This window comes from Gallalistipes aquisgranensis (assembly GCF_014982715.1).
Taxonomy (GTDB): domain Bacteria; phylum Bacteroidota; class Bacteroidia; order Bacteroidales; family Rikenellaceae; genus Gallalistipes; species Gallalistipes aquisgranensis.
Window position 1 is genome coordinate 1 of sequence record NZ_JADCJY010000002.1, and the last position, 25,203, is coordinate 25,203.

At 57.2% G+C, this 25,203-nt stretch carries 21 protein-coding genes and 1 tRNA gene; 8 read left to right on the forward strand and 14 right to left on the reverse strand.

Annotated features, from left to right (window positions below):
- The 5 genes from INF32_RS09345 to INF32_RS09365 form a co-directional block, all read left to right on the forward strand.
- Positions 1-309: phosphopantetheine-binding protein (locus INF32_RS09345; RefSeq protein ID WP_226388138.1), on the forward strand; the 309-nt coding region annotated here is incomplete at its 5' end.
- A 204-nt stretch (positions 310-513) separates the two neighbouring features.
- Positions 514-2,967, forward strand: a complete 2,454-nt coding sequence (locus tag INF32_RS09350) for an outer membrane beta-barrel family protein (protein WP_226388139.1) — start codon at positions 514-516, stop codon at positions 2,965-2,967.
- A 172-nt stretch (positions 2,968-3,139) separates the two neighbouring features.
- A complete protein-coding gene (locus INF32_RS09355) occupies positions 3,140-4,798 on the forward strand; it encodes a glycosyltransferase family 39 protein (protein ID WP_226388140.1) in 1,659 nt (552 codons plus the stop codon).
- 25 nt (positions 4,799-4,823) lie between these two features.
- Positions 4,824-5,198 (forward strand): GtrA family protein, encoded by a 375-nt coding sequence (locus INF32_RS09360; protein WP_226388141.1) that lies wholly within the window; start codon positions 4,824-4,826, stop codon positions 5,196-5,198.
- A complete protein-coding gene (locus tag INF32_RS09365; RefSeq protein WP_226388142.1) occupies positions 5,195-5,770 on the forward strand; it encodes a sugar O-acetyltransferase in 576 nt (191 codons plus the stop codon). Before INF32_RS09360 ends, INF32_RS09365 begins: the two co-directional genes overlap by 4 nt.
- Positions 5,771-5,777: 7 nt before the next feature.
- Here the strand turns inward: INF32_RS09365 and INF32_RS09370 are convergent, their stop codons facing one another.
- From INF32_RS09370 to INF32_RS09380, 3 genes are read right to left on the reverse strand one after another with little or no spacing between them, the layout of a single operon-like run.
- On the reverse strand, positions 5,778-5,978 hold the full coding sequence (locus INF32_RS09370; RefSeq protein ID WP_226388143.1) for a hypothetical protein: 201 nt from the start codon (positions 5,976-5,978) through the stop codon (positions 5,778-5,780).
- A gap of 27 nt (positions 5,979-6,005) precedes the next feature.
- Positions 6,006-7,625, reverse strand: coding sequence for a S41 family peptidase (locus INF32_RS09375; RefSeq protein ID WP_226388144.1), 1,620 nt, complete (start codon positions 7,623-7,625; stop codon positions 6,006-6,008).
- A 47-nt stretch (positions 7,626-7,672) separates the two neighbouring features.
- Entirely contained in the window at positions 7,673-8,659 is a 987-nt protein-coding gene (locus INF32_RS09380) for a DUF3078 domain-containing protein (protein WP_226388145.1), read from the reverse strand.
- 101 nt (positions 8,660-8,760) lie between these two features.
- On the opposite strand from INF32_RS09380, the gene nfo reads away from it, so the two are divergent.
- The gene (gene nfo / locus INF32_RS09385; protein WP_226388146.1) at positions 8,761-9,606 is read left to right on the forward strand and encodes a deoxyribonuclease IV; all 846 of its coding nucleotides are present in this window, start codon (positions 8,761-8,763) and stop codon (positions 9,604-9,606) included.
- A gap of 52 nt (positions 9,607-9,658) precedes the next feature.
- On the forward strand, positions 9,659-10,633 hold the full coding sequence (locus INF32_RS09390) for a DMT family transporter (RefSeq protein WP_226388147.1): 975 nt from the start codon (positions 9,659-9,661) through the stop codon (positions 10,631-10,633).
- Here INF32_RS09390 and INF32_RS09395 read toward each other — a convergent pair.
- The 11 genes from INF32_RS09395 to uxaC form a co-directional block, all read right to left on the reverse strand.
- Positions 10,630-12,339: a SulP family inorganic anion transporter gene (locus INF32_RS09395; protein WP_226388148.1), complete on the reverse strand. Its 1,710-nt coding sequence runs from the start codon at positions 12,337-12,339 to the stop codon at positions 10,630-10,632. The genes INF32_RS09390 and INF32_RS09395 overlap by 4 nt on opposite strands.
- A gap of 217 nt (positions 12,340-12,556) precedes the next feature.
- Positions 12,557-14,191 (reverse strand): chaperonin GroEL, encoded by a 1,635-nt coding sequence (gene groL / locus INF32_RS09400; protein ID WP_226388149.1) that lies wholly within the window; start codon positions 14,189-14,191, stop codon positions 12,557-12,559.
- A gap of 42 nt (positions 14,192-14,233) precedes the next feature.
- The gene (locus INF32_RS09405; RefSeq protein WP_226388150.1) at positions 14,234-14,503 is read right to left on the reverse strand and encodes a co-chaperone GroES; all 270 of its coding nucleotides are present in this window, start codon (positions 14,501-14,503) and stop codon (positions 14,234-14,236) included.
- 156 nt (positions 14,504-14,659) lie between these two features.
- Positions 14,660-16,612 carry a DEAD/DEAH box helicase gene (locus INF32_RS09410; RefSeq protein WP_226388151.1) on the reverse strand — a complete coding sequence of 651 codons (1,953 nt, stop codon included), beginning with the start codon at positions 16,610-16,612 and terminating at the stop codon, positions 14,660-14,662.
- 54 nt (positions 16,613-16,666) lie between these two features.
- Positions 16,667-16,745, reverse strand: a tRNA-His gene (locus INF32_RS09415).
- Positions 16,746-17,060: 315 nt separating this feature from the next.
- Positions 17,061-18,236, reverse strand: a complete 1,176-nt coding sequence (uxuA, locus tag INF32_RS09420; RefSeq protein ID WP_226388152.1) for a mannonate dehydratase — start codon at positions 18,234-18,236, stop codon at positions 17,061-17,063.
- Positions 18,237-18,315: 79 nt separating this feature from the next.
- Positions 18,316-19,131 (reverse strand): SDR family oxidoreductase, encoded by an 816-nt coding sequence (locus INF32_RS09425; protein ID WP_226388153.1) that lies wholly within the window; start codon positions 19,129-19,131, stop codon positions 18,316-18,318.
- Between the two features lie 25 nt (positions 19,132-19,156).
- Positions 19,157-20,599 (reverse strand): MFS transporter, encoded by a 1,443-nt coding sequence (locus INF32_RS09430; protein WP_226388154.1) that lies wholly within the window; start codon positions 20,597-20,599, stop codon positions 19,157-19,159.
- A gap of 72 nt (positions 20,600-20,671) precedes the next feature.
- Complete coding sequence (locus INF32_RS09435; RefSeq protein WP_226388155.1) at positions 20,672-21,343, reverse strand: bifunctional 4-hydroxy-2-oxoglutarate aldolase/2-dehydro-3-deoxy-phosphogluconate aldolase; 672 nt, start codon at positions 21,341-21,343, stop codon at positions 20,672-20,674.
- Between the two features lie 96 nt (positions 21,344-21,439).
- Positions 21,440-22,480, reverse strand: coding sequence for a sugar kinase (locus INF32_RS09440; protein WP_226388156.1), 1,041 nt, complete (start codon positions 22,478-22,480; stop codon positions 21,440-21,442).
- A gap of 32 nt (positions 22,481-22,512) precedes the next feature.
- Entirely contained in the window at positions 22,513-23,922 is a 1,410-nt protein-coding gene (gene uxaC, locus INF32_RS09445; protein ID WP_226388157.1) for a glucuronate isomerase, read from the reverse strand.
- A 200-nt stretch (positions 23,923-24,122) separates the two neighbouring features.
- Here uxaC and INF32_RS09450 point away from each other — a divergent pair, with 200 nt between their 5' ends.
- Positions 24,123-25,199: a LacI family DNA-binding transcriptional regulator gene (locus tag INF32_RS09450; RefSeq protein ID WP_226388158.1), complete on the forward strand. Its 1,077-nt coding sequence runs from the start codon at positions 24,123-24,125 to the stop codon at positions 25,197-25,199.
- The last annotated feature ends 4 nt before the right edge of the window (positions 25,200-25,203 follow it).

Consider the following 25,203-nt stretch of genomic DNA (forward strand, 5'->3'; position numbering starts at 1 on the left):
GCAGAAGCGCAACTTGAAAAAAATGACGCTATATCTATTCTGAACACCGGGAGTGATTATCCAAGTATGGTAACACTCGAAGATTTACGAATAATCATACGGAATGTAAGACCGGATTTGGATAAGGAAGAAATCGTATATCCAGCCACATTCACATTCGATCTGGGGTGTGACTCCCTTGATATGTTCGAAATTCTCCAAGGGTGCGCCAAATTTTACGGCATCGGATTTACCGAATCCGATATGGCCAATATTATGACGGTCGGAAACTTGGCCGATATAATCCAACAAAAATTAAACAAACTCTAAATCATCCGCCTCTTGATTCCAGGGACTGTTCTGAGAACTGCCGGACAGTCCCTGCGTTTTCCATGATTATTGCAATTTCAGAATTTCATCCGGAAAAAGTCTAAATATCCTCTTTCTCATTTCCGAATTTCCCTGAAATTTCATATATTGCCATACAAGCCCCTCGGGAAACCAACAACTACACCAACCTCAAACCCTGTGCGTATGAAAACACCTCTACCGCACATCATCGTTCTTATACTGCTCATTCCGTTATGGGCGGCCGGCCAGAAAAACCAGGGTGTCCAGGGTTCCGTATCGGATGCGGAGTCGGGACAGGCCATGGGTTATGTGACCATAGCCGCAGTCGACAGCAAAGGCAGACAGACCGGAACGGCCATCTCGCAGATTTCCGGCAAATATTTTCTTCACCTGCCGCGTTCGGGAAAATACACCCTCTACTTCTCGTTCGTGGGCTACGGAACCGAAAGCCGGACCGTCGACTTCGGGGGAACGACGCTCGGCCTGGGGAACCAGCGCCTCAAGCCCGGTATCGCTATCGAAGAGATTTTCGTGGCCGCCAGACCCCTGATCCGCAGGGAGAGCGACCGGATCGTCTTCGACGTAGGCAAAGACCCGGAGGTAGGCAAATTCAAAATGATGGAGATCATGTCCAAAATCCCTGAACTGGAGATGTCTCCCGGCAGCGGGAATCTGAATTTCCAGGGACAGCCGCTGGAAAAAATCCTGATCGACGGAAGACACAACGACATCATCCACCACAGCCGCCAGTATCCAATGGAGTTCATCCGCGCCGACTACATGGCTCAGATCGAAGTGATTCTGCCCGGCTCGCCCGAATACCACAACGAAAAACCGATCCTCAACATCAAACTCGACCGCCCCCTACCCTACGGTATCGCCGGAGAGATCAGACCGAACGCCTCGTCAGACAAAGCATTCGGAATAAAAAGCGATCTCGTGGCCAACACACCGATCACGGGCATCGGAGTCAATTACCAGTTCCTGTTCTCCGACGCACCGAAACTCGAAAACAGATCGACCCGGGAAAATTTTCTGCCGGAAAGCAACGACCGACTGCTCGAAAGCCGGTCGGAATCGAGCCACATGACACGCTCCCACAACCTGAACGTCTCGCTTTTCCGCCCCCTGTTCCGGAATACGGGAAACATACGGCTGCAAGGAAGCACCCAACGCGCCGAAACGATTGCGGGCAAGACGAACACTTCGGAAAGCTACGACACAGAAGGCAACCGTACATCGGGAAACTCTACCTCGTCCCGGATGTACGGCCAACAGCCGATGAAGTTCAACGGAGGAGTCGGTCTCGACAAATTCTGGAAAACATACACCCGAAGATTCAACCTCAAATTCGGATATGACTATACGGACCGCCCCACCGAAAACCGGACGACCACCCGGATCGAACCGTCACCCGAAACGGTATCCGAACAACAATCCCGCAGTCGTTCCGGATCGGTCCAGCATGCTCTCAAAGGGACCTTCTCATTCATCAACGGCACCTCCATCACTGCCTCCAGCCGTAATCGGATGCTCTACCTGAGTACGGGATACGTGAACCGCCGGTACGAAAACACGTCACAATACTATCTCCTCGACGACCTGTCGGGAGAATACATCGAAGAGGAGACCCGTTTCAACGGACTGAACTACCGGCAGGAATTCTCCTACTGCTACCTGGGTTACTCTGACAACTTATTCAACAACCGCCTCTCCTACTCCCTGCGGCTGCACGGAGAATACCTCGCCAACGAAGGCACCTACCAGAGCCGGGAGAGCATTCCGCTGGACTATCATGAATTCAACCTGCTGCCTCAGATCCGACTGGCGTACGAGATCAAACGGGCGAATTTCCGCCTCGGATACAGCGCCAGTGTCCAACGACCCAACCTGATGCAGATGAGCCCCTATGTCAACGACACCGATCCCGATAACCTCTCCGCCGGCAATCCCGAACTGAAAGGACAATACATGCACGCAGCCTTTTTCAATTACAGCCAGCGAATCGACCGGTTTCCGCTCAAAATGCTCGCCCTGCGTTACTATTTCCGCAGCACGAACAATGCCATCGAACGCACGACGACGGTCGACGGGAACAACGTCTCCTTCACCACCTACGAAAATCTGGGGCGGTCGAGACAAAGCGACATCAGTTTCACCATAAGCACCCGAGAGTTTTTCAAGAAGATATCAGCCTACTTTTCCATCCAATATTCCCACGATTACTATCGGTTCCACGACGGTACGGAAAACCGAAACAACCGACTGTCCGGCAGTGCATCGCTCTATTTCCATCCGGCCAAAGGTATGCAGATAAACGCCTCGTACAACATCCGTCCGACCTCCAGGTCGGCCCAACGCCAGTCGGACGACCGCTACTCTTCCCTGAATGTCAGTCTCAGCAAATATTTTCCCAAAGCCCATCTGGGAGGAAGCATCGAGGTCGAAGACCTGCTGAACGGGCACAGGTTCCTCCGGGAGACCCTCGGTTCGACCTCCTTCTTCCAGACCAGCTACCGCGAACAACTCGGACGAATCTTCCGGTTCAGTCTCTACTGGCGTTTCGGCAAATTCAAGCAGGAGGCGAAACAACAGCATATCGACAGCGGCGTGTACGACATGGGAACGCGAGAGTGACCCCGATTCCGTCGCTTCCGCCCGTTTTCCGCTCCCGGAACCGGAAAGAGGTGGCTTTTCCTCGCCGATCCGTTCTTTTTCCGCGAAATGAACGATGGGCATGATTCATCTTTTTCGCATTTTAATTACCTTTGCCCAAATCGCATGCACAATGAACGGAAACGGCTCCGGAATGAAACCCACCACCCTGCTCTGCCTTCTGCTTGGCGGATGGTGGATCGTCAACCTAATCCAGGCGGGATGTACGGAACTGGCCAACGACGAGGCGTACTACCACATGTTTTCCCGCGAACTGGCCTGGGGTTATTTCGACCATCCGCCCATGACGGCCCTGCTTGTACGCATGGGTGCCTTTCTGGGCGGAGAGTTGGGGGTCCGTTTCTTCTTCACGATCCTGCAACCGCTCTACCTGCTGATCCTCTACCGGATCATCCGGCCGGAACAGCCGACCCGCCGGGACGTGTTGCTCTATTTCGTGATCTGCGCGGCCCTTCCCGTCCTGCAGCTCTACGGCTTCATCGCAGTACCCGACGCTCCCCTATTGCTGTTCTCGGCTCTGTTCCTGCTCTGCTACAAGCGTTTTACGGAACGGGATTCGCTGCCGAACGCCCTGTGGCTGGGCCTCTCGGTCGCCGCACTGGCTTACAGCAAATACCACGGGGCGCTGGTGGTATTCTTCACGCTCGTCTCCAATCCCCGGATATTCCGGCAGCCCAGGCTCTACCTGGCGGGCGGCGTGGCCCTGCTGTTGCTCGTGCCGCATCTGATCTGGCAATACGAGCACGATTTCGCCTCGATCCGCTACCATCTGGCCGGCCGGAACGGATTCTTCAAGTTCAACTACATCACGGAATATATCCTCAACATTTTCGCCATCTTCAATCCGCTTTTCTTCCCGCTCTACGTCAAATCGTGGATCAAATCGAAATCGGCGAACCCGACCGAACGGGCCATCTACTGCATAACGCTGGGACTGATCGTGTTTTTCCTGCTGTCAAGCATCCGGGGATACGTCCAGCCGCAATGGGTGATCGTCTCTTCGTTCGGATTCATCCTGCTTTTGTTCGGTTATGCACGGCGGCATCCCCGCACCCGGAAATACACGATGGTCTCGGGGTGTGTCACGATCGGGCTGATCGGCCTGGTACGGCTGGTGATGATCTTCAACCCGATCGGCCTCCGGTTCGAGGTGTTCGACAATAAAACGAGCTACGGAGCCATCGCCGCCGTCGCGCAGGGACGCCCCGTCATCTTCGGAGGCAGCTACGCCATAGCGGCGAAATACGGATTCTATACGGGTCAGCCCGCCTTCTCTCAACCGTCGATCAACTACCGCACCAGTCAATGGCAGTACATGGACACGGACACACGGGCTGCCGGAGGTCCCGTCCTGATCGAAACCGGACCGGAGGGAGCGGACTCCACCCTGCACCTGGCCAACGGCCGGGACTTCAGTTATGTCGCGGTCGCCGATTTCAGGCCCGTCCGGAAAGTGGAAATCGCCGGCCGTCCCCTTCCCCGCCGCGTGAAGGTCGGGGAGACACTCACTGTCCCGCTCACCATTTTCAACCCGTACGACTACGATATCGGACTGAGCCCCGAATCGAATCCGCTCGTACTGGCCTGGGGCCGCAACAAGGAGGTATTCCGAGAATATGTCCTCCCCGTGAAGGGTACCGTTCCCGCAGGATCGCTGCTGCGGCAGACGGTTCGTTTCACCGTCCCCGAAGAGTTGGCTTCTCCCCGGGAGTACCGCGTGGGTTTCACGATCCGGCCCCGTTATCAGGGTTATTGGTTCAACAGTAAAGAGAGCAAAGTGAGCGTAGAGTGACACACGCACCTCATGGAATAAGATCATGATTCAGCAATTCATCAAATTCTGCGTAGTCGGGGGTTCCGGCATGGTGGTGGACTTCGGCATTACCTACCTGCTGAAGGAGTTGGTCAAAGTCAACAAATATATCGCCAATTCCGCGGGATTCCTCTGCGCAGCCACTTCGAATTACATCCTCAACCGTATCTGGACCTTCGGCAGCACCGATCCGCACGTAGCCCGCCAGTATCTGATCTTCATCGGCATTTCGCTGATCGGACTGGCAATCAACAACGCCGCGATCTATGTGCTGAACGACCGTTTCCGCCTCAATTTCTATTTCGCCAAACTGTTGGCGATCGGAGTGGTCACCTTCTGGAACTTCTTTATGAACTATTTCTTCAATTTCAGCGCATGAAAAAGCCTCTGAGCGAAAAGGAGAAGATGCTGGCATCGGAACTCTACACGGCCTCCGACCCGGAACTGGTCCGGGAACGCATCCGCGTACGGCGCGATCTGAAACGGCTGAACGACATGGTCTACGGCGACGACCCGGACTATGAAACCGTCCTGCGGCGCATCCTGCCCAATTGCAGCCCGGACGTACAGGTACAGCCGCCGTTCTACTGCGACTACGGTTACAACATCCGCTGCGGGGAGAACACCTTTTTCAACTTTGACTGTGTGGTGCTCGACGTGGCTCCCGTCACGATCGGGAAAAACGGCTTTTTCGCCCCGAAGGTCCAACTCTACACGGCAGGCCATCCGCTCGACCATAAAATGCGGGGCGACATGCTCGAATACGGGAAACCGATCACCATCGGCGACGACTGTTGGCTCGGGGGCGGCGTGATCGTATGTCCGGGCGTGACGATCGGCGACCGCGTAGTGGTCGCCGCCGGGTCGGTCGTAGCGAAAGACATCCCTTCGGATTCGCTGGCCGCAGGCAATCCCGCCCGCGTGATCCGTTCCCTGAAAAAGGAAAATTAATCGCTTCCTACTTCAGCGTATCCGCTCCGGGCAGAGCCACAGCGGCGGAATCGGCAGCAGCCCCCTCATCGGGTCGTACGGCGACGGTCTCTTCCGTACGCTCTTCCACGACCTCTTCCGGTGCAGGCACCTCCGGGTGCCGGACCACCCACACGATAATGAAGACAACGGCGAGTGCCGCGATGATTCCGATGATTTTCTTTGCCATGTTCTTCGGGTTTAACGGTTCCGGCCGTTATTGGCCGTTCAGTTCGTCGATCGCGCGGACGATCACATTGTCGATCGGGTAGATATTCGAGTAGAAGCCCGCATCCTCCAGCACCGAGTTCCGGCCTATATAAGCCCTCAGCTGGGCCGTAATCAGGGCCCGCGAACGCTCGATCTGCTCCTTGTCCGGGGCGACGCCCCGGCGTGAAGCATAGGCGATGAAGTCGTCGAAGAGTCCCGGATCGCTGTCCAGCAGGGCATCGAGCTCAGACACCGTCTTGACTTCGTTCAGTTTTTCACGGATGCGGTCGGAATACTCGATCGTATATTTGTAAAGGATATTGCGCCCTGTCACCTCCAGGAAATAGGGCGTCATGTCGGTCGTGTCGAGCGGAACGAAAATATCAGGCATGATGCCTCCCCCTCCGTAGACCACCTTGCCACCGGGCGTAGTGAAACGCAGGCTGTCGGCAAACTTGATGCTGTCAGCCGAAAACATTTCGTTGTGGCGGAAACGGGTCACCAGATCGTTGTTGTACTCGTCCGTCCCGTGTGTATAGGGCTTCTGGATGGACCGGCCCGTCGGCGTGTAATAACGGGCGATAGTGAGCCGCAATGCCGAACCGTCCGGATAGGGAAACTGTTGCTGAACGAGCCCTTTGCCGTATGACCGGCGGCCGATCACCGTGCCCCGGTCGTTATCCTGAATGGCACCGGCCAGAATTTCGCTCGACGAGGCGCTGCCCTCGTCGATCAGAATGGCCAGCGGCATATCGGTATATCCTCCCCGGCCGTCGCTGAACTCCTCCACGCGCCTTTTGCGTTTGTCCTCGGTGTAAACGATCAGTTTCTGTCCGGGCAGGAACTCGTTGGCGATCCGGATCGCCTGATCCAGAAAACCGCCCGTATTTCCCCTCAGGTCGAAAATCAGCCGGGTCATCCCCTCTCCTTTCAGCCGGTCGAGGGCGGCCTTCAGTTCATCGTACGAATTTTTCGAAAATGCAGTCAGTTTCACGAACCCGACCTGCGGCGCAATCATAAAGGCGGCGTCGATACTCTTGATCGGAATCACGCCCCGCTCCACCGTCACGGGCACCAGATCGCCGATTCCCGACCGCTGGAGGGAAAGATTCACCTTCGTGCCCCGTTTTCCGCGCAGGAGTTTCACGATCCGGTCCTGCGGAATCTTCCGGCCGGCCACCAGCGAATCGTCGATCCGGATGATCCGGTCGCCCGCCTTCACTCCGGCCTTGTCGCTGGGCCCGGACGAGATCACGTTAAGCACGATCACCGTATCGGTCGCCATGTTGAAAACCACGCCGATTCCGTCGAACTCCCCGTCCAGCGTCTCGTTGGCCGCCGCCATATCCGGCACGGGAATATAGACCGAATGGGGGTCCAGCTCTTTCACGAGCACGGGCAACACATGTTCCGCAATGGAGTCCATATTCACGGAATCGACATACAGATTCTCGATCAGCGAAAGCGTGTAGCCGATCTTATCGCCCGAAAACGGCAACGTCCGCGACCGGCGCTGCTGCGATTCGGCGCTGTTGCGGCCCAACAGCGAGCCGATCAGGATACCCGCCGCCACGGCCACCGCCAGCAGGGAGGGAAAAAGGATATTCCGTTTCGTATTCTTATACATAACCGTCTGTTTTCAAAGGGAGCAAATTCCATACCGCCGGCCGGCCGCTATTTGTTGGTGATCTTGTAGGAAAGTCCCACACTGAGCGAGTAGTTCAGCTGGGGCCGTTCGGGCTTGGGGGTGTTGGCGTATTTATCATAATAGAAAAGGGCGTAAACCGTCGTCGAGAGAAAACGCGTGGCCTTGATTTCGAACGTATTCTCCCATCGGACCGTGGGCGGGGTCTTGATATTGGTAAACGAATAGAGCGACCACCGGTAGCGGAATATCTGTTTGAAGAACTCCTTGTCGAAGTCGATCCTCACCGAGGGTCCCACCTGCCCCTTCGACCGCTTTCCCAGTTCGAGACCGTTGAGCCCCTTTCCGCCCACACCGTTTTCCCTCAGGTATTCGTCGAGCACCATCACGACGCTGCCCGCTACCGGAGAGATGGTAATGTTGAAAGGCGAACCCTCCTTCTTGTAGTTGAAACCGACCGATATGTCGAAGAAACCCGGCGCCATGAAAGTGGACACCTTCGTCGAATCGGTCCGGGACTTGTACCCGATCGAAAACTGGCTGCGCAGGTTGGCCGTAGCCGCATACGACCAGTTCTTGTGCATCTTCCAGGTCGTCTGCACGTTCAGCTTGAATTCATCTTCGTTCTTGAAAGCCCTCTTTTCGATCACATTGAAACCGTAACGGGCCTCCACCTTGTAATCGAGCCCGAACCGTTCCCGGGTGTGCTGATGGCGGAAATAAAGGGTCGTCCGCGCGGCCAGCGTATTGTCGCCGCCGCCCGCCCAGTTCACGAATTTGGTCTGGGTACCCTGCAATCCCAGATTCAGCTCGATGGCATTGCGCTCCTTGCGGAGTTTGCGTCGTTCGGCCTCCCAGAGCGCCTTGCTGAAAAAATCGTTGCGGTATTCGGTCTGCCGGACGGAATCGGCCCGTGCCCGGGTCTCGACAGCCGACGGCTCGACTTTTGATATGGAAAACTGGGCGACCGCCGTACAGGAAAAGAACACGGGAAACAGGAAAAACAGAATTTTCATCGCCCTCATCATCATATCGGATTTCGAACGTACAAATATAGCATAAAATAGGTTTCCGGTCAAATTTTCTTATTTTTGCAGATAAATCAAACCCGACGGATATGAAATACTTCGGAGCCCATGTCAGTGCAGCCGGAGGCGTGGAAAACGCCCCGCTCAACGCCAAAAATATCGGGGCGGGAGCCTTCGCCCTCTTCACCAAGAACCAGCGCCAGTGGTGGGCGGCCCCGCTCTCCCCGGAGACGATAGAAGCCTTCCGGAAAAACTGCGAGTCGCTGGGCTATTCCGCCCGACACATCCTGCCCCACGACAGTTACCTGATCAATCTCGGACACCCGGAATCGGACGCGCTCGAAAAATCGCGCGACGCTTTCGACGATGAAATGCTGCGCTGCGAACAACTGGGTCTCGACCGGCTCAATTTCCATCCGGGCAGCCACCTGAACAAAATTTCGGTGGAAGCCTGCCTCGACCGGGTGGCCGAATCGATCAACCGGGCGCTCGACAAGACCCAGGGCGTCACGGCCGTCATCGAGAATACGGCCGGACAAGGTTCGAACGTAGGATTCTCGTTCGAGCACCTGGCCCGTATCATCGACAAGGTGGAGGACAAGAGCCGCGTAGGGGTCTGCATCGACACCTGCCATGCCTTCGCCGCCGGCTACGACCTGAGCACTGCCGAGGCTTGCGACAGGACGTTCGCCGAATTCGACCGGATCGTCGGTTTCCGCTATCTGCGGGGCATGCACCTGAACGACACGATGAAGCCGCTGGCCAGCCGCGTAGACCGTCACCAGAGCCTCGGCAGAGGAGAACTGGGCATCGAGGCATTCAAATACATCGCGGCCGACCCCCGGTTCGACGACCTGCCCCTCATTCTCGAAACCCCGAACGAGGAACTCTGGCCCGAAGAGATCGCCGAGCTGTACCGTTTCGCCGGAAAATAAATTCGGAAAAAAGGGACGGATGCAGTAATTTTGTCCGGTCAATTCGGATAAGATGAAAGAGAATCTCACGATCGGCCATCTGGCCATGTTCGGCGCCAATCTTCTGTGGGGCGTCATGTCCCCAATTTCGAAGGCCGTATTGGAATCCGGCGCCATCACCCCCCTGGCCCTCACCACCTTCCGGATGCTGGGAGCGGCCCTGCTCTTCTGGATCGCCTCGGCCTTCACCCGACGGGAACACGTCCCGCCCCACGACCTGGCGATGCTCTTCTTCGCCTCCCTGTTCGGCATCACGCTCAACCAGGGCTGTTTCATCGCAGGCGTCTCGCTCACCTCCCCTATCGACGCCTCGGTCATCACGACTACCGTGCCGATCATCACCATGATCATCGCCGCCTTCTACCTCAAGGAACCGGTGACCAACAAAAAGGTGATCGGTATCTTTCTGGGAGCGCTCGGAGCCCTGATCCTCATTCTGAACGGACAACACGCCGCTCCGGGTACGGAACAGGAGAGCAGCATGGCCGGCAATATCCTCTGCCTGACGGGCGAGTTCAGTTTCGCCGTCTATTACGTGGTGTTCAAAAGCCTGGTGAGCCGTTATTCGCCCGTCACGCTGATGAAGTGGATGTTCACCTACGCCACGATCTGCTGCGTGCCGTTCTCCTATGCCGACATGACCGCCGTAGACTTTCCGCATCTGGGCACCGCCCTGCTATACGAACTGATCTTCATCGTCGCCGGGGCCACGTTCCTCTCCTATCTGCTGATCCCCCTCGGCCAAAAGCGTCTCCGCCCCACCGTCGTCAGCATGTACAATTACCTGCAGCCGATCGTGGCCACCATGCTGGCCGTACTGTGGGGCATGGACCGGTTCAGTCCCACCAAAGGGCTGGCGATCGTACTGGTCTTCCTGGGCGTCTATGTCGTGAACAAAAGTAAATCCCGCGCCCAGATGGAAGCGGAGGCCGCAGCCCGACAAGTCCCGGCCGAAACCGGAGATACGGAGACCGGGAAGAGGCATTAATCCCTCGCCGTCCCTCCGCTTTCCGTCTCCCGCCCGGCCATGAACTCCCGCGCTTTCGCCACGGCCAGATCTATATGGCTGCAGATGTTCTCCTGGCCGACCAACTCGTAGAAACCGGCCTTCTCCAGTGCCGAATGCACCTGTTCGTTCACGCCCGAGAGAATGATGTGGATACGCTCCCGGCGGGACATCCGGCACAATATGGTCAGGTTATGAATCCCCGTGGAGTCGATGAACGGAACACGCCGCATACGGATGATACGCACGGCGGGACGGTCGCCCAGCTGGGCCATCGTCTCTTCGAATTTGTTGGCGATCCCGAAGAAGAAGGGGCCGTCGATCTCGTACACCTCCACTCCCGCAGGCAACGAAAGGGGTTCCTCGGGAACGGATGTATCGGCACCCCGGCCCGAATCGACCTCGTCCCGCACCACCGAAATATTAGTCGTCTCGGCTACCCGTTTCATGAATAGCAGGCAGGCGATCACCAGTCCCACCTCGATCGCCACCGTCAGGTCGAAGAATACCGTGAGCAGGAAGGTCACCAGCAGGACGGCCACGTCCGGTTTCGGATTTTTCATCAGTGCCCGGAACGAACGCCACTCGCTCATGTTATAGGAGACCACCACGAGCACTCCGGCCAGGCAGGCCATCGGAATATACTGCGCCAGAGGCATCAGGAAAAGCAGAATCAGCAACAGCACCACGGCATGGATGATACCGGCCACGGGCGTCCGGCCCCCGTTATTGATATTGGTCATCGTGCGGGCGATGGCTCCCGTAGCGGGAATACCGCCGAACAGGGGGGTCACCATGTTGGCGATACCCTGCGCCATCAGCTCCTGATTCGAATCGTGCCGGTCGCCTGTCACGCCGTCGGCCACCGTGGCCGAAAGCAGCGACTCGATCGCCCCCAGCACGGCGATGGTCAGCGCCGCGGGCATCAGCCCGCGCACCATCTCCCAGCTCATGGCGGGAACCTGCGCGTCGGGCAGGGCGGAGTCGATCGAAAAACGGTCGCCGATCGTCTCCACCGACGTAATCCCCGCATACTGCCGGAGCAGATAGACAACCACCGTCATCACGACGATCGCCACGAGAGAGCCGGGAATCTTTTTCGAAAAACGGGGTGTCAGCAGGATCAGTACGATACTGAGCACCCCCACCCCCGTCGCCCAGGGATCTATCGTGGAGAAATCCCGCATGTAAGCCCCCCATTTCGAAGCGAAGTCGGCCGGCACCTCGGCCATCGTAAGTCCGAACAGGTCCTTGATCTGCGTGGTGAAGATCGTCAGGGCGATACCGCTGGTGAAACCCACCACGATCGGATAGGGAATGAACTTGATGATCGTTCCCAGCCTGAACAGACCGAGCAGGATCAACAGGGCCCCGGCCAGGATGGTGGCCACGATGAGTCCCGTCTCCCCGTACTGCTGGATGATACCGTAGACGATCACGATAAAGGCTCCCGTAGGTCCCCCGATCTGCACCCGGCTGCCGCCCAGCAACGAAACGAGGAACCCGGCGATAATGGCGGTCACGATACCCTTCTCGGGCGCCACACCCGACGCGATGCCGAAAGCGATGGCCAACGGCAGGGCCACGATACCGACGATGATACCCGCCATCAGGTCGGACGAGAAGGTCGCCTTCGAATAATCCTTAAAAACCGTACAAAGTTTGGGTCTGAACTCGAAAAATTTCATCTGAACACAGTTATCCGAAAAAGAAGCCGCAAAGGTATGAATTAAGACGGAACGATGCAACAAATTTCATCATATTCCGCTCTTTCCGGACACTTCATCCTTATTCGCAGGCGGGACAACAGGCCATCGGTCCCCTTCCTTTCCGTCATCCGCGCCAATACAAACGAAAAGGGCGTCCGCATCAGCGGACGCCCTTTTTCTTCTTGCGGAATACGGACTACATCATGCCGCCCATACCGCCCATGCCCGGAGCTGCCGGCACGGCAGGAGTCTCCTCCTTCTTCTCGGCGAGCACGCACTCGGTGGTCAGGAACATCGAAGCGATCGAAGCCGCATTCTCCAAAGCCACACGGGCCACTTTGGTCGGGTCGATGATACCGGCCTTGAAGAGGTCCTCGTACTTGTCGTCGCGGGCATTGTATCCCTCGGCGCCCTTGCTCTCCTTCACCTTGTTCACCACGACCGAACCCTCGCCTCCGGCGTTGGCCACGATCTGGCGCAGGGGCTCCTCGATGGCGCGTTTCACGATCTGGATACCCGTCGTCTCGTCCTCGTTGTCGCCCTTCATCTTATCCAGCACGTCCACGGCACGGATGTAGGCGACACCGCCTCCGGGGATGATGCCCTCTTCGACGGCGGCACGCGTTGCGGCCAGCGCATCGTCCACACGGTCCTTCTTTTCCTTCATCTCCACCTCGGTAGCGGCTCCGACATAGAGGACGGCCACACCGCCGGCCAGTTTGGCCAGACGCTCGGCCAGTTTCTCCTTGTCGTAGTCCGACGTGGAAATCTCCATCTGCTTGCGGATCTGGGCTACACGGGCCTTGATGGCGTCCTTCTTGCCGCTGCCGTTCACGATGGTCGTATTCTCCTTGTTGATGGTCACCTTCTCGGCCGAACCCAGCATGTCGAGGGTAGCCTGATCCAGCTTGAGACCCTTGTCTTCCGAAATAACGGTACCGCCCGTCAGCACGGCGATATCCTCCAGCATCTCCTTGCGGCGGTCGCCGAACCCGGGAGCCTTGACAGCGGCGATTTTCAGCGTACCGCGCAGTCTGTTCACGACCAGAGCAGCCAGAGCCTCACCGTCGACATCCTCGGCAATGATGACCAGCGCACGGCCGTTCTGAGCCACCGGCTCCAATACGCCCATAAGCTCCTTCATCGTGGAGATCTTCTTGTCGGTAATCAGGATGTAGGGCTTGTCCATCACGGCCTCCATCTTCTCCGAATCGGTCATGAAGTAGGGGGAGATATAGCCGCGGTCAAACTGCATACCTTCCACCACGTCGACATGGGTTTCGGTACCTTTGGCCTCTTCCACGGTGATGACGCCTTCCTTGTTCACCTTGCTCATCGCCTCGGCGATCAGCTTACCGATGTTGTTGTCGTTGTTGGCCGAAATCGTGGCGACCTGCTCGATCTTGCTGAAATCGGTCCCCACGGCCTTGCTCTGCTTGCGGAGCGTCTCCACTACCTTGGCGACAGCCTTGTCGATACCCCGTTTCAGATCCATCGGATTGGCCCCGGCGGTCACGTTCTTCAGCCCCACGCCGATGATGGCCTGAGCCAGCACCGTAGCCGTCGTCGTACCGTCACCGGCATCGTCGGCGGTCTTCGAAGCCACCTCTTTCACCATCTGGGCGCCCATGTTGGCGAAGGGGCACTCCAGTTCGATCTCCTTGGCCACGGTCACACCGTCCTTCGTCACCTGCGGAGCACCGAACTTCTTGTCGATAATCACGTTGCGGCCTTTGGGACCGAGGGTCACTTTCACGGCGTTGGCCAATGCGTCCACACCCTCTTTGAGCTGCTCCCTTGCTTCGGTATTGTATTTAATCTCTTTAGCCATTTTTTCTGAATTTTAAGCGTTTCTGAATCCTGGTTTAGAAAATTAGATGATTGCGAGAATATCGCTCTGACGCATGATCAGATAGTCGTTGCCGTCCACATTGACCTCGGTTCCGGCATACTTGCCGTAGAGCACCTGATCGCCGGCCTTCACCTCCATCTTGACCTCGGAGGTTCCGGGACCCACGGCCACCACTTTGCCCGCCAGCGGCTTCTCCTTGGCGGTATCGGGAATGAACAGGCCGCCCGCGGTCTTCTCCTCTGCAGGATTCGGCTGAATCAAAACTCTGTCTGATAACGGTTTAATTTTCATAATCCTTAAACTATTTTAGGTTGTTATACATTTTCCGAAGCACATTTATATCACAATGTATGCCAAAAGGATTTTGACACGTTTCCGTGACAAAATAGCGGACAGGCGGACAGAAACACCGGAATTTTCCTGTCACTTTGTCACGACAGGAAATTCCTATCCACGTCCGCGCTTTTTTGTGGCAGCCTTCTTCACCGCACCGCGTCCGCGTACCGCACCGCCGGACGTACTGCGGGTCCCCTTGCGCGAAGCCCGGTCCCAGCCTTCGCCCGCGGCTGCCCTCTCGAAGGCCGCCCAGTCGAATTCGTTGTTGGGAACCGGTTCGAAAAAGACTTTTTCCTCCTCCGCATCCCTCCGCTCCGCCGGTTTCGGCCGGCCGGCCCCATATTTTTTCCGTTCCCCGGTATCCGGCCTCTCCCGCTCCTTCCGCTCTCGGCGGATTTCCGGCTCCCCGGTATCGGGCCTCTCCCCGGCCGGACGCCTCCTCCGGCCCTCGCCCTTCTCTGCATGAGGCCGGAGACCCTTTCCACCACCTTTTCCGTCGGCCGCCAACTCGGCCACAGGGCGCTCTCCCTTCCGCAGGGCATTGAGCCGGCGTACGACCGACTCGGCATCGGCGAAAGGCACCGAAACGAACGAATAGTTGTCCATCACCTTGACATCGTCGATCTTGCTGTCGTTCAGGCCGCACTCCCGCTTCAGCAGGGCCACCATCTTCCGGGCGTCGTAACCGTCCTTCCGTCCGATGGAGATGAAAAGCCGGGCCGTTCCCCGCCGGTCGACGTTGATCGAACGGATTTCGGGATAGTGACTCTCCTCGAGCTGGTTCTTGAAAGCCAGACGAAGCAGGGCGCTCAGCGCCACTTCCGGCGGATTCTGTCCGAGAATGTCCCGGGCCATACCGGTATATTCCGTGTAGTTTTCGCTGTCGATCACCTCTTTCAACTCTTCCAGCACCTTCGCCCGTTTCATCGCCACCACATCCTGCGGCGAGGGCAGGGTCTCGCGTTTGATGTCGGCCTTCAGATCGCGTTTCAGGTAACCGAACTGACGCAGTTCCGAACTGGATATGAACGTAATGGCCGTCCCCTGGTTGCCCGCGCGGCCCGTACGGCCGATACGGTGCACGTAACTCTCGGAGTCCTGCGGCAGGGAGTAGTTGATGACATGGGTCAGATTGTTGATGTCGATCCCCCGGGCCGCCACATCCGTGGCCACCAGGATATTGGCCTGCCTCTTTTTGAACTTGCGGAGTATCTTCTCCCGCTGCGCCTGCGATACATCCCCGTGCAGCCCCTCGGCGGCATAGCCCCGTTCGAGCAGTCTATTTACCAACTCGTCCACCCCGACTTTCGTACGGGAGAAAACGATGCCGTAGAAATCGGGCTCCACGTCGATGATCCGGGTCAGGGCATCGAACTTGTCGCTCTCCCGCACCTCGAAATAGATCTGGTCGGTCAGTTCGGTCGTGAGCTGCGCCGATTCCACCTTCAGGATCTCCGTATCGTGCATGTACTTCTTCGAAAGCTGCACGATCCGTTCCGGCATGGTGGCCGAAAACAGCAGTACGCGCCGCTTCTCGTCCACATGGCTCATGATCTCCTCGATGTCTTCGATGAATCCCATATTGAGCATTTCGTCCGCTTCGTCCAGAATCAGATAACGGGTGTGTTCCAGCTTGAGCGTTCCCCGCCGGATATGGTCCAGGATGCGTCCGGGTGTCCCCACCACGATGTCGATCCCTTTGGCCAGCCTCCTGAGCTGCTCGCTCATCGAGGCTCCGCCGTAAATCGCGGCAATCGAGAGCTTCTTCCGGTTGAACGACAGCAGCTCCTCGGTCACCTGGAGGGCCAGTTCCCGCGTCGGCACCAGAACCAGCGCCTGCACACCCTCCCGCGAAGGAGTCAGCCGATCGAGCACGGGCAGCCCGAAAGCAGCCGTTTTGCCCGTACCGGTCTGGGCCTGCGCGATAATATCATTGGTCCGGCCCAGCAGGACCGGAATGGTCAGTTTCTGAATCGGGGAGGGGGTTTCGAATCCTTTGGCTTCGACAGCCCCGAGCATCACCTCCGACAGGCCCAATGCCTCGAATTCCTGCAAATTACTCATATACAAACACATATTAAAAAAGAGAGCCGGGGATTTTCTCTCCGACTCTCTGCTTGGGGGTGGAAGAAGGGGCTCGAACCCTCGACCTTCGGAACCACAATCCGACGCTCTAACCAACTGAGCTACATCCACCATGTGGGCCAGAATCTCTGGCGAATCAGGGTGCAAATTTAATTCTTTTTTATTAAACCGCAATATTTGAGGCGTAAAAATTCATCTTTCCGGCAAGATTATCCCTTTTCTCGGTCTCCGAAACCGGGAAACCGCCTGTTCCGCAGAGAAACGACCGAAGGGTTTACACCCGAAGCCTTTCCCAAGCAATATCGCAGCGACCTCTCCCTCCTCTCTCCCTCCTCTCTCCCTCCTTTTCAAAACGCGGCCGGTACTCCAAGACAAAAAGGGGTATCCGCGACCTGCGGATACCCCGGAAAGATAACGTTTCGTTCGCCTATTTCTTATACAGGCTTTTGGCGATTCCCATCTCCAGACCACGCAGTTCGGCCAGACCGCGCAGGCGGCCGATGCACGAATATCCGGGATTGGTCTTCTTCTTCAGGTCGTCCACCATCTGGTGTCCATGGTCGGGACGCATCGGGATCGACACCCCGCGACGCTGCTGCAACTCCAGCAGGGCCTTCATCACGCCGTACATGTCCACGTCTCCTTCCAGGTGGTTCGCTTCGTAGAAGTTCCCCTCCTCATCGCGCTTCGTACTGCGCAGATGCACGAAACCGACCCGTTCGCCGAACTCCTCCATCATGGCGGCCAGCTCGTTGTCGCTGCGCACGCCGAAGGAGCCCGTGCAGAGACACAGCCCGTTCGATTTGTTGGGAACCACCTCGATCAGTTTGCGGAAGTCGTCCGCCGTAGAAAGGATACGCGGCAACCCGAGAATCGGATAGGGAGGATCGTCCGGGTGAATTACCATCTCCACGCCCACCTCGTCGGCCACGGGCGTAATCTCCTTCAGGAAGTAGATCAGGTTCGCACGCAGTTTGTCGGCGTCGATATCCTTGTAACGGTCGAGCGCCTCCTGGAACTGGGCCACGGTGAAACTCTCCTCCGAACCCGGCAGACCGGCGATCATGTTGCGGGTCAGAAGCTCCTTGTCGGCCTCGGTCATCTGGTCGTAACGGGCTTTGGCCTTGGCCTTGTCAGCCTCGCTGTACTCCTTCTCCGCTCCGGGACGCTTCAGGATAAAGAGGTCGAACGCCATGAAGGCGGCACGCTCGAAGCGGAGCGCCTTCGAACCGTCGGGCAGTGTATAGGCCAGGTCGGTCCGCGTCCAGTCAAGCACCGGCATGAAGTTGTAGGTCACGGTATAGATACCGCAGGCCGCCAGATTGCGGATGCTCTGTTTGTAGTTGTCGATATATTTCTGGAAGTCGCCCGTCTGGGTCTTGATGTGCTCGTGTACGGGAACACTCTCCACGACACTCCACACCAGGCCGGCATCGGCGATCATCTTCTTGCGTTTCTCGATCTCCTCGATCGTCCACACCTCTCCGTTGGGAATATGATGCAGGGCATTGACCACATCGGTCGCACCCGCCTGGCGGATATCCCACAGGCTGACGGGATCGTTGGGCCCGTACCAACGCCAGGATTGTTTGCAAAGATACATAGTCTTTCGTTTTTTGGGAAAGTCCCGCCCTCCCTTGTCTCAGGCAGGGCGGGACTTACCGGTTTATACAATCGTTCGTTTAGATCGAGAATGCGTCGAAACCGCCGTCGATCACGGTCAGCGTACCCGAAACGAATTTCGAGGCGTCGCTGGCCAGCCACTGCAACGTTCCGAGCAGCTCCTCCGGTTCGCCGAAACGGCCGTAGGGAGTGTGTGCCAGAATCGTGTGCGAACGGGGCGTCAGGCTACCGTCGGGATTGGTCAGCAGGGTACGGTTCTGCTCGGTCAGGAAGAACCCGGGGGCGATCGCATTCACCCGCAGGCCCAAACCGAACTTGGTAGCCAGCTCGCCGCACATGTATTTGGTGAAGTTCACCACGGCTGCTTTAGCCACGCCGTAGCCGGCCACGCGGGTCAGCGGACGCAAGGCCGATTCCGAAGCGATGTTGATGATCGAACCTTCCTTCTGCTCCACCATCGCCTTGGCGAAGACCATCGTGGGGATCACCGTACCGAACAGGTTCAGTTCCACCACCTTCTTCACCGCGTCGATATCCAGGTCGAAGATCGTCTTGTCGGGAGCGATCGTAGCCCCGGCCATATTGCCGCCGGCACCGTTGATCAGCACGTCAATCCGGCCGTATTTGGCCATGATATCGTCGTAATTCTTCTCCACCGCCTCTTTTTTCAACACGTCGGTATAGAGGAAAAGCACCTCTCCGCCTTTGGCCTTGACATCGGCGGCCAGTTTGTTGCCGGCCTCCTCGTTGCGGTCGAGAATCACCACTTTCGCACCCTCGGCGGCGAAATGGTGTACCATCGAATTGCCCAGGATTCCGGCGGCACCCGTAATAACGACCACCTTATCCTTTACGCTAAATAGTTCGTTTGCCATTTTCAGATTATTTTTTCAAAGTTGGTTATTTCAATACGATCACCTTGTATTTCGGCACGAGCGACTTCATGATGACCCAGCCGATCAGATAAGCTACGGCGCAGACGCAGAAGATCACGAAGTAACCGGCCGGCTTTCCGACGAAGCCCATGAATGCCATCTGCGTCTTGTCCGCATGTACGAAGAGTTCGCCGGCGCAATACTGAAGAATCATCGAACCCACACCGCCGGCCATACCGCCGATACCCGTCACGGTCGCAATCGCGCTCTTGGGGAACATATCGCCCACGGTGGAGAAGATGTTGGCCGACCACGACTGGTGGGCCGCACCGCCGATACCGATCATGATAACCGGGAACCAGGGCGAAATCGTACCCAGCGGCTGGGCCAGCAGCACCAGCAGCGGGAAGAAAGCGAAGATCAACATCGCCCGCATACGGGCGGCATAGGGATTCAGCCCCGTCTTGTTGATGATGATGGTCGGGAGCTTACCGCCGTAGATAGAGAGCATCGTGATGGCGTAGAGCGTGAAGATCAGCGCCATACCCAGGCCTTCCGAAGTCTTGATCCCGAACTGTGTGTTCAGGTAGGAAGGCGTCCAGAACAGGAAGAACCACCACACGCCGTCGGTCATGAACTTGCCCACAGCAAAAGCCCAAGTCTGTTTGAACTTGAAGCACTCCAGGAAACCGATCTTCCGGCCTTCCGACTCCTCTTCCGCAGGGGCGAGGTCTTCGTGCCTGTCCTGCTCGATGTATTCGAGCTCGGCCTTGTTGACATGCTTGCTCCGGGCAGGTTTGTCATAAAGGAACACCCAGAAACCCATCCAGATAAAGCCCAGTGCACCGATGATGATGAAAGCCATCTCCCAGCCGAAAGCCTTGGCCAGCAGAGGGATAGATATCGGAGCCACCAATGCGCCGATCGAAGCGCCCGCATTGAAGATCGAGGTGGCGTAGGCACGGTCCTTCTTGGGGAAGTATTCGGCCGTCACCTTGATGGCTGCGGGGAAGTTACCGGCCTCACCAAGGGCGAGAATACACCGGGCAAACAGGAAGCAATACATGCTGACCGTAGCGATCACCACCATCGTGTCGCCCGTGGCGGCAGCCAGCTCGGCAGCAGAGTGCAGCCCTACGTGGGCCTCGGTCACCACGCCGCAGAGCGCGTGGAGGCAGGCGCCCACCGACCACACGCCGATCGACCAGAGGTATCCTTTCTTGGTCCCCATCCAGTCGATGAAACGGCCGGCGAAGAGCATGCAGATCGCATAGACGATCGAGAAGACGGAAGTGATCTTTCCGTAGTGGGATTCATCCCAGTGGAACTCGGGCTTGATAAACTCGTCCCACGTGAGGGAGAGCACCTGACGGTCGAGATAGTTGACCGTCGTCGCAAAGAAGAGCATGGCGCAGATAACCCAACGGAAGTTGGTCATCTTCTGTTCTGATGCATTCAGTTTATTCATCAATCTTTCAGGTTAGGTAAATAATCGGGAATTATTAGTTTTTTCGAACCGCAAAGTAGTAAAAAAAGGTGACTATTTACGGTATTTCGCAATAATCGCCAGTGCATTTTTACAAAGTTCCGTGATCGCGCCCCAGTTCTTGGCGGCCACCACGTCCTTCGGGAAGAGGTTGGAACCCATGCCCACGCAGGTCACACCCGCCTTCACCCAGGCCGAAAGATTCTCCTCGGTGGGCTCCACGGCACCCGTCACCATAATCATCGACCAGGGCATCGGCGCCTTCACGTTCTTCACGAACGACGGACCGCCCACGTTGCCGGCCGGGAACACCTTGCAGATATCGCATCCCGCCTCCTGAGCGAAACCGATCTCCGACACCGAACCGCATCCCGGAGTGTAGGGAATCAGACGACGGTTGCAGATCTTGGCCACCTCGGGATTGAACAGCGGTCCCACCACGAAGTTGGCTCCCAACTGGATATAGAGCGCGGCCGTAGCCGGATCGACCACCGAACCGACGCCCAGAATCATCTCGGGACACTCCTTGGCGGCGAATTTCACCAGTTCACCGAACACCTCCTGGGCGAAATCGCCCCGGTTGGTAAACTCGAATGCACGGACACCGCCCTCGTAGCACGCCTTCACCACGCTTTTAGCCACTTCGACATCCTGATTGTAAAACACGGGCACCATACCCGTTGAGGCCATCGCCGAGATGACCTGCACTTTCGAAAATTTTGCCATCGTTATCGTTCTTTATCTTAAAATTTCATCCTCTATTTTAAACGGCTTTTCGGGCCGGCATATTTCACCCGGCCCGAAAATCTCCGTTCGGTCTCTTTATCGGGACACACGGCCCGAACCGTCGCCCTTCATCAGGTTCTCCACCTCGGCTACGGTCACCAGATTGAAGTCCCCGTAAATGGTGTGCTTCAGGCACGAAGCGGCCACGGCGAAGTTGAGCGCCTTCTGGTCCTCGCCCGTGTAGGTGAGCAAACCGTAGATCAGGCCACCCATGAACGAGTCGCCGCCGCCCACGCGGTCCACGATGTGGGTGATGTCGTAGCGGGGAGACTGGTAGAGGGTCTTGCCGTCATAGAGCACGCCGCCCCAGGTGTTGTGATTGGCGTTGATCGAACCGCGCAGGGTGATGATCACCTTCTTGGCGCGCGGGAATTTCTTCATCAGCTGGGTGCAGACGCTCTCGAATTCGGCCGCATTCACCTCGCCGGCGGTAGCCGTCACGTCGAAGCCTTCGGGCTTGATTCCGAACACCTTCTCGGCATCCTCTTCGTTGCCGAGGATCACGTCGCAGCCCTCCACGAGCGCGGGCATCACTTCGGCAGCCGTCTTGCCGTATTTCCAGAGGTTCTTGCGGTAGTTCAGGTCACACGACACGGTCACACCCAGCCGGTTGGCAGCCTTGATGGCTTCCAGGCAGGCGTCGGCGGCACCCTGACTCAGCGCGGGGGTGATTCCCGTCCAGTGGAACCAGTCGGCGCCCTTGAGCACCTCGTCCCAGTCGATCATGCCGGGTTTGATCTCGGCGATCGAAGAGTGGGCCCGGTCATAAACCACCTTGCTGGCACGCGCCACGGCACCCGTCTCGAGGAAATAGATACCCAGCCGGTCGCCGCCGTAGATCACATGGTCGGTCTTCACGCCGTTCTTATGCAGATCCTTCACGCAGGCATCGGCGATGTCGTTCTTGGGCAGACGGGTCACGAACTGTGCCTCCATACCGTAATTGGCCAGCGATACGGCCACATTGGCCTCGCCCCCGCCGAAGGTGGCAGTGAACTCCTTGGCCTGACTGAATCTCAGATAACCGGGGGTTGCCAGACGCAACATGATCTCCCCGAATGTTACAACTTTTTTCATGAACGAATGATATATACTTTATAAAATGTTGCTTATTTGTCGAACCCGAAATAGTTCCTGGCATTGTAATAGGAGATGTCGGCCACCATCTTCGAGAGGAACTTCATCTCGCTTCGGGGCAGACGTCCGCTCTCCACGTCCCCGCCGATCACGTTGCAGAGAATCCGGCGGAAATATTCGTGGCGCGGATAGGAGAGGAAGCTGCGGGAGTCGGTGAGCATACCCACGAAACGGCTCAGCAGACCCAGCGCCGAAAGGGCATTCAACTGCTTGCGCATACCGTCCTCCTGATCGAGGAACCACCAGCCCGAACCGAGCTGCATCTTGCCCGGGACCGTCCCGTCGTTGAACGTGTAGGCCATCGTGGCGAGCACCTCGTTGTCCTTGGGATTCAGATTGTACAGAATCGTCTTGGCCAGTTTGCCAGCCGAATCGAGCCGGTCGAGGAACTTGTGGCCGGCAGCGGCACACTGTACGTCGTGGATGGCGTCGTAACCGGTGTCGGGACCCAGTATCTTGAACATGCGGGTATTGTTGTTGCGGATCGCCCCGATATGGAACTGCTGCGTCCATCCCTTCTCGGCGTCCATCACGGCCAGATCGTACAGAATACCGCTCTTGAACTTGAGGTTCTCCTCTTCGGTGGGTTTCACGCCGCTCATCACCTTGGCGAAGATCTGCATCAGATCGCTCTCGGTGTAGTCCTCGGCATAGAAGGTCTCCAGCCCGTGGTCGGAGAGCCGGCACCCCATCTCGGCGAAGAAGTCGTGACGCTTCTGCAGCGCCTGCAACAGGTCTTCGTAATTTCGGATCTCCATGCCGGCGGCCTCGCCCAGCTTCTCGACATAAGCCTTGTATGCCACGGGATTCTCCACGGCCATCGCCTTGTCGGGACGCCATGCAGGGAACACCTTCACGGAAAATCCGCTCTCCTTGATTTTCTTATGGTACTCCAGCGAATCGGCCGGATCGTCGGTCGTGCAGACCACCTCCACGTTGCAGCGCTTCATCAGCCCCTGCGCCCGGAACTCCTCGGTCTGGAGCTTGGCGTTGCACTCCTCGTATATCTCGCGGGCTGTCTCGGGGCTCAGCAGCTTGTCGATCCCGAAGATGCGGGAGAGCTCCAGATGGGTCCAGTGGTAGAGCGGATTACGCATGGTGTAAGGCACCGTCTCGGCCCACTTTTCGAACTTCTCGTAGTCGGATTTCCCGCCCGTGATGTACTCCTCGGGAACGCCGTTGCCCCGCATGGCCCGCCACTTGTAATGGTCGCCGCCCAACCATATTTCGGTCAGATTGCGGAACTGGTAGTTGTCCGCGATCATCTGCGGGATCAGGTGGCAGTGGTAGTCGATGATCGGCAGGTTTTCCGCGCTTCCGTGATACAGCTCCTGAGCCGCATCGTTGGTAAGCATGAAGTTCTTATCAATAAACTTTTCCATAGTTAATATGTTTTAGAGCTTTTCGTCGCAACCGTAGGCAAGGCCGTACGCACAGATCGTCCGATTTATACAATCCGGCTTACAAATTCCAAAAGTATAAAAAAATTCCGTAAATCGTGCACGTGCACGATTTTTTTTGCATATCTTTGTTTTGGTCTGCGGAGAGCGCTCTCCCGGCCGCTAAATTCGGGACGTTCGACATGGGAAACGACGACAAGAAAATCACGATCAAGGACGTGGCGAGACTGGCCGGCCTTTCGAAAGGGACCGTCGACCGCGTGGTGCACAACCGGGGCGAGGTCTCCGAAGAGAGCAAACGCCGCGTACTGGAAGTCATCCAGCAGATCGGCTACAAACCCAACATCTACGCCTCGCTGCTGGCCTCGAAAAAACACTACACCCTGCTCTGCCTGATTCCCCGGTTCCGCCCGGGCGAATATTGGGAACTGGTCTACACGGGTATCGGACGGGCCGTGGAAAAGGCCCGCAGCTACAACATCGGGATCGACGTGATCTCTTACGACCAGTTCGACCGGGAGTCGTTCCGCCGTGCGGCGCGCCAACTGCTGGAGGGCAATCCGCAGGCCGTGATGCTGGCCCCCATCTACCGGGACGACACGCTGGCCCTTACCGCGGAACTCGCCGCCCGGGGCGTACCTTATGTATATATCGACTCCCGTCTGGAAGGCAGCGGCTATCTGGCTTATTTCGGCATGCCGATGTACCAGAGCGGCTATCTGGCCGCCAGTCTGCTGACCGAACAGCCGGGTATCGGCGAAATCGCCAACTTCCGTATCGACAGGGGAGGCGCCCAGCCGCAGGACAATCCCACCCGGAAACGCAGGGAAGGCTTCATGGCCTATCTGGCAGAAAACCTGCCGGAGTGCCGGGTATTCGAGGACTTCATCAGGCCCTACGATCCAGAATACAACCTGCGGGTGCTGGACGAATTTTTCGAAAAGCATCCCCGCGTGCGACACATCGTCACCTTCAATTCGCGCGTGCATCTGATTTCGGAATACCTCGAAAAGAGGGGGCTCGGCGACCGGATCGTGGTGGGATTCGACAAACTCGCCGGAAATCTCGAAGGGGTGCGGAAAGGATACGTCAAATACCTCATCACCCAGCGCACCGAAACCCAGGTCTACCGGGGAATCAACGCCATCATCGAACACATGGTCTTCCACACGGCCCCGGCCGAGCAGGACAACTTCATGTCGATGGACATCCTGACCCGGTACAACGTGGACTACTACTCGGACATATACGAATTCTGACAAA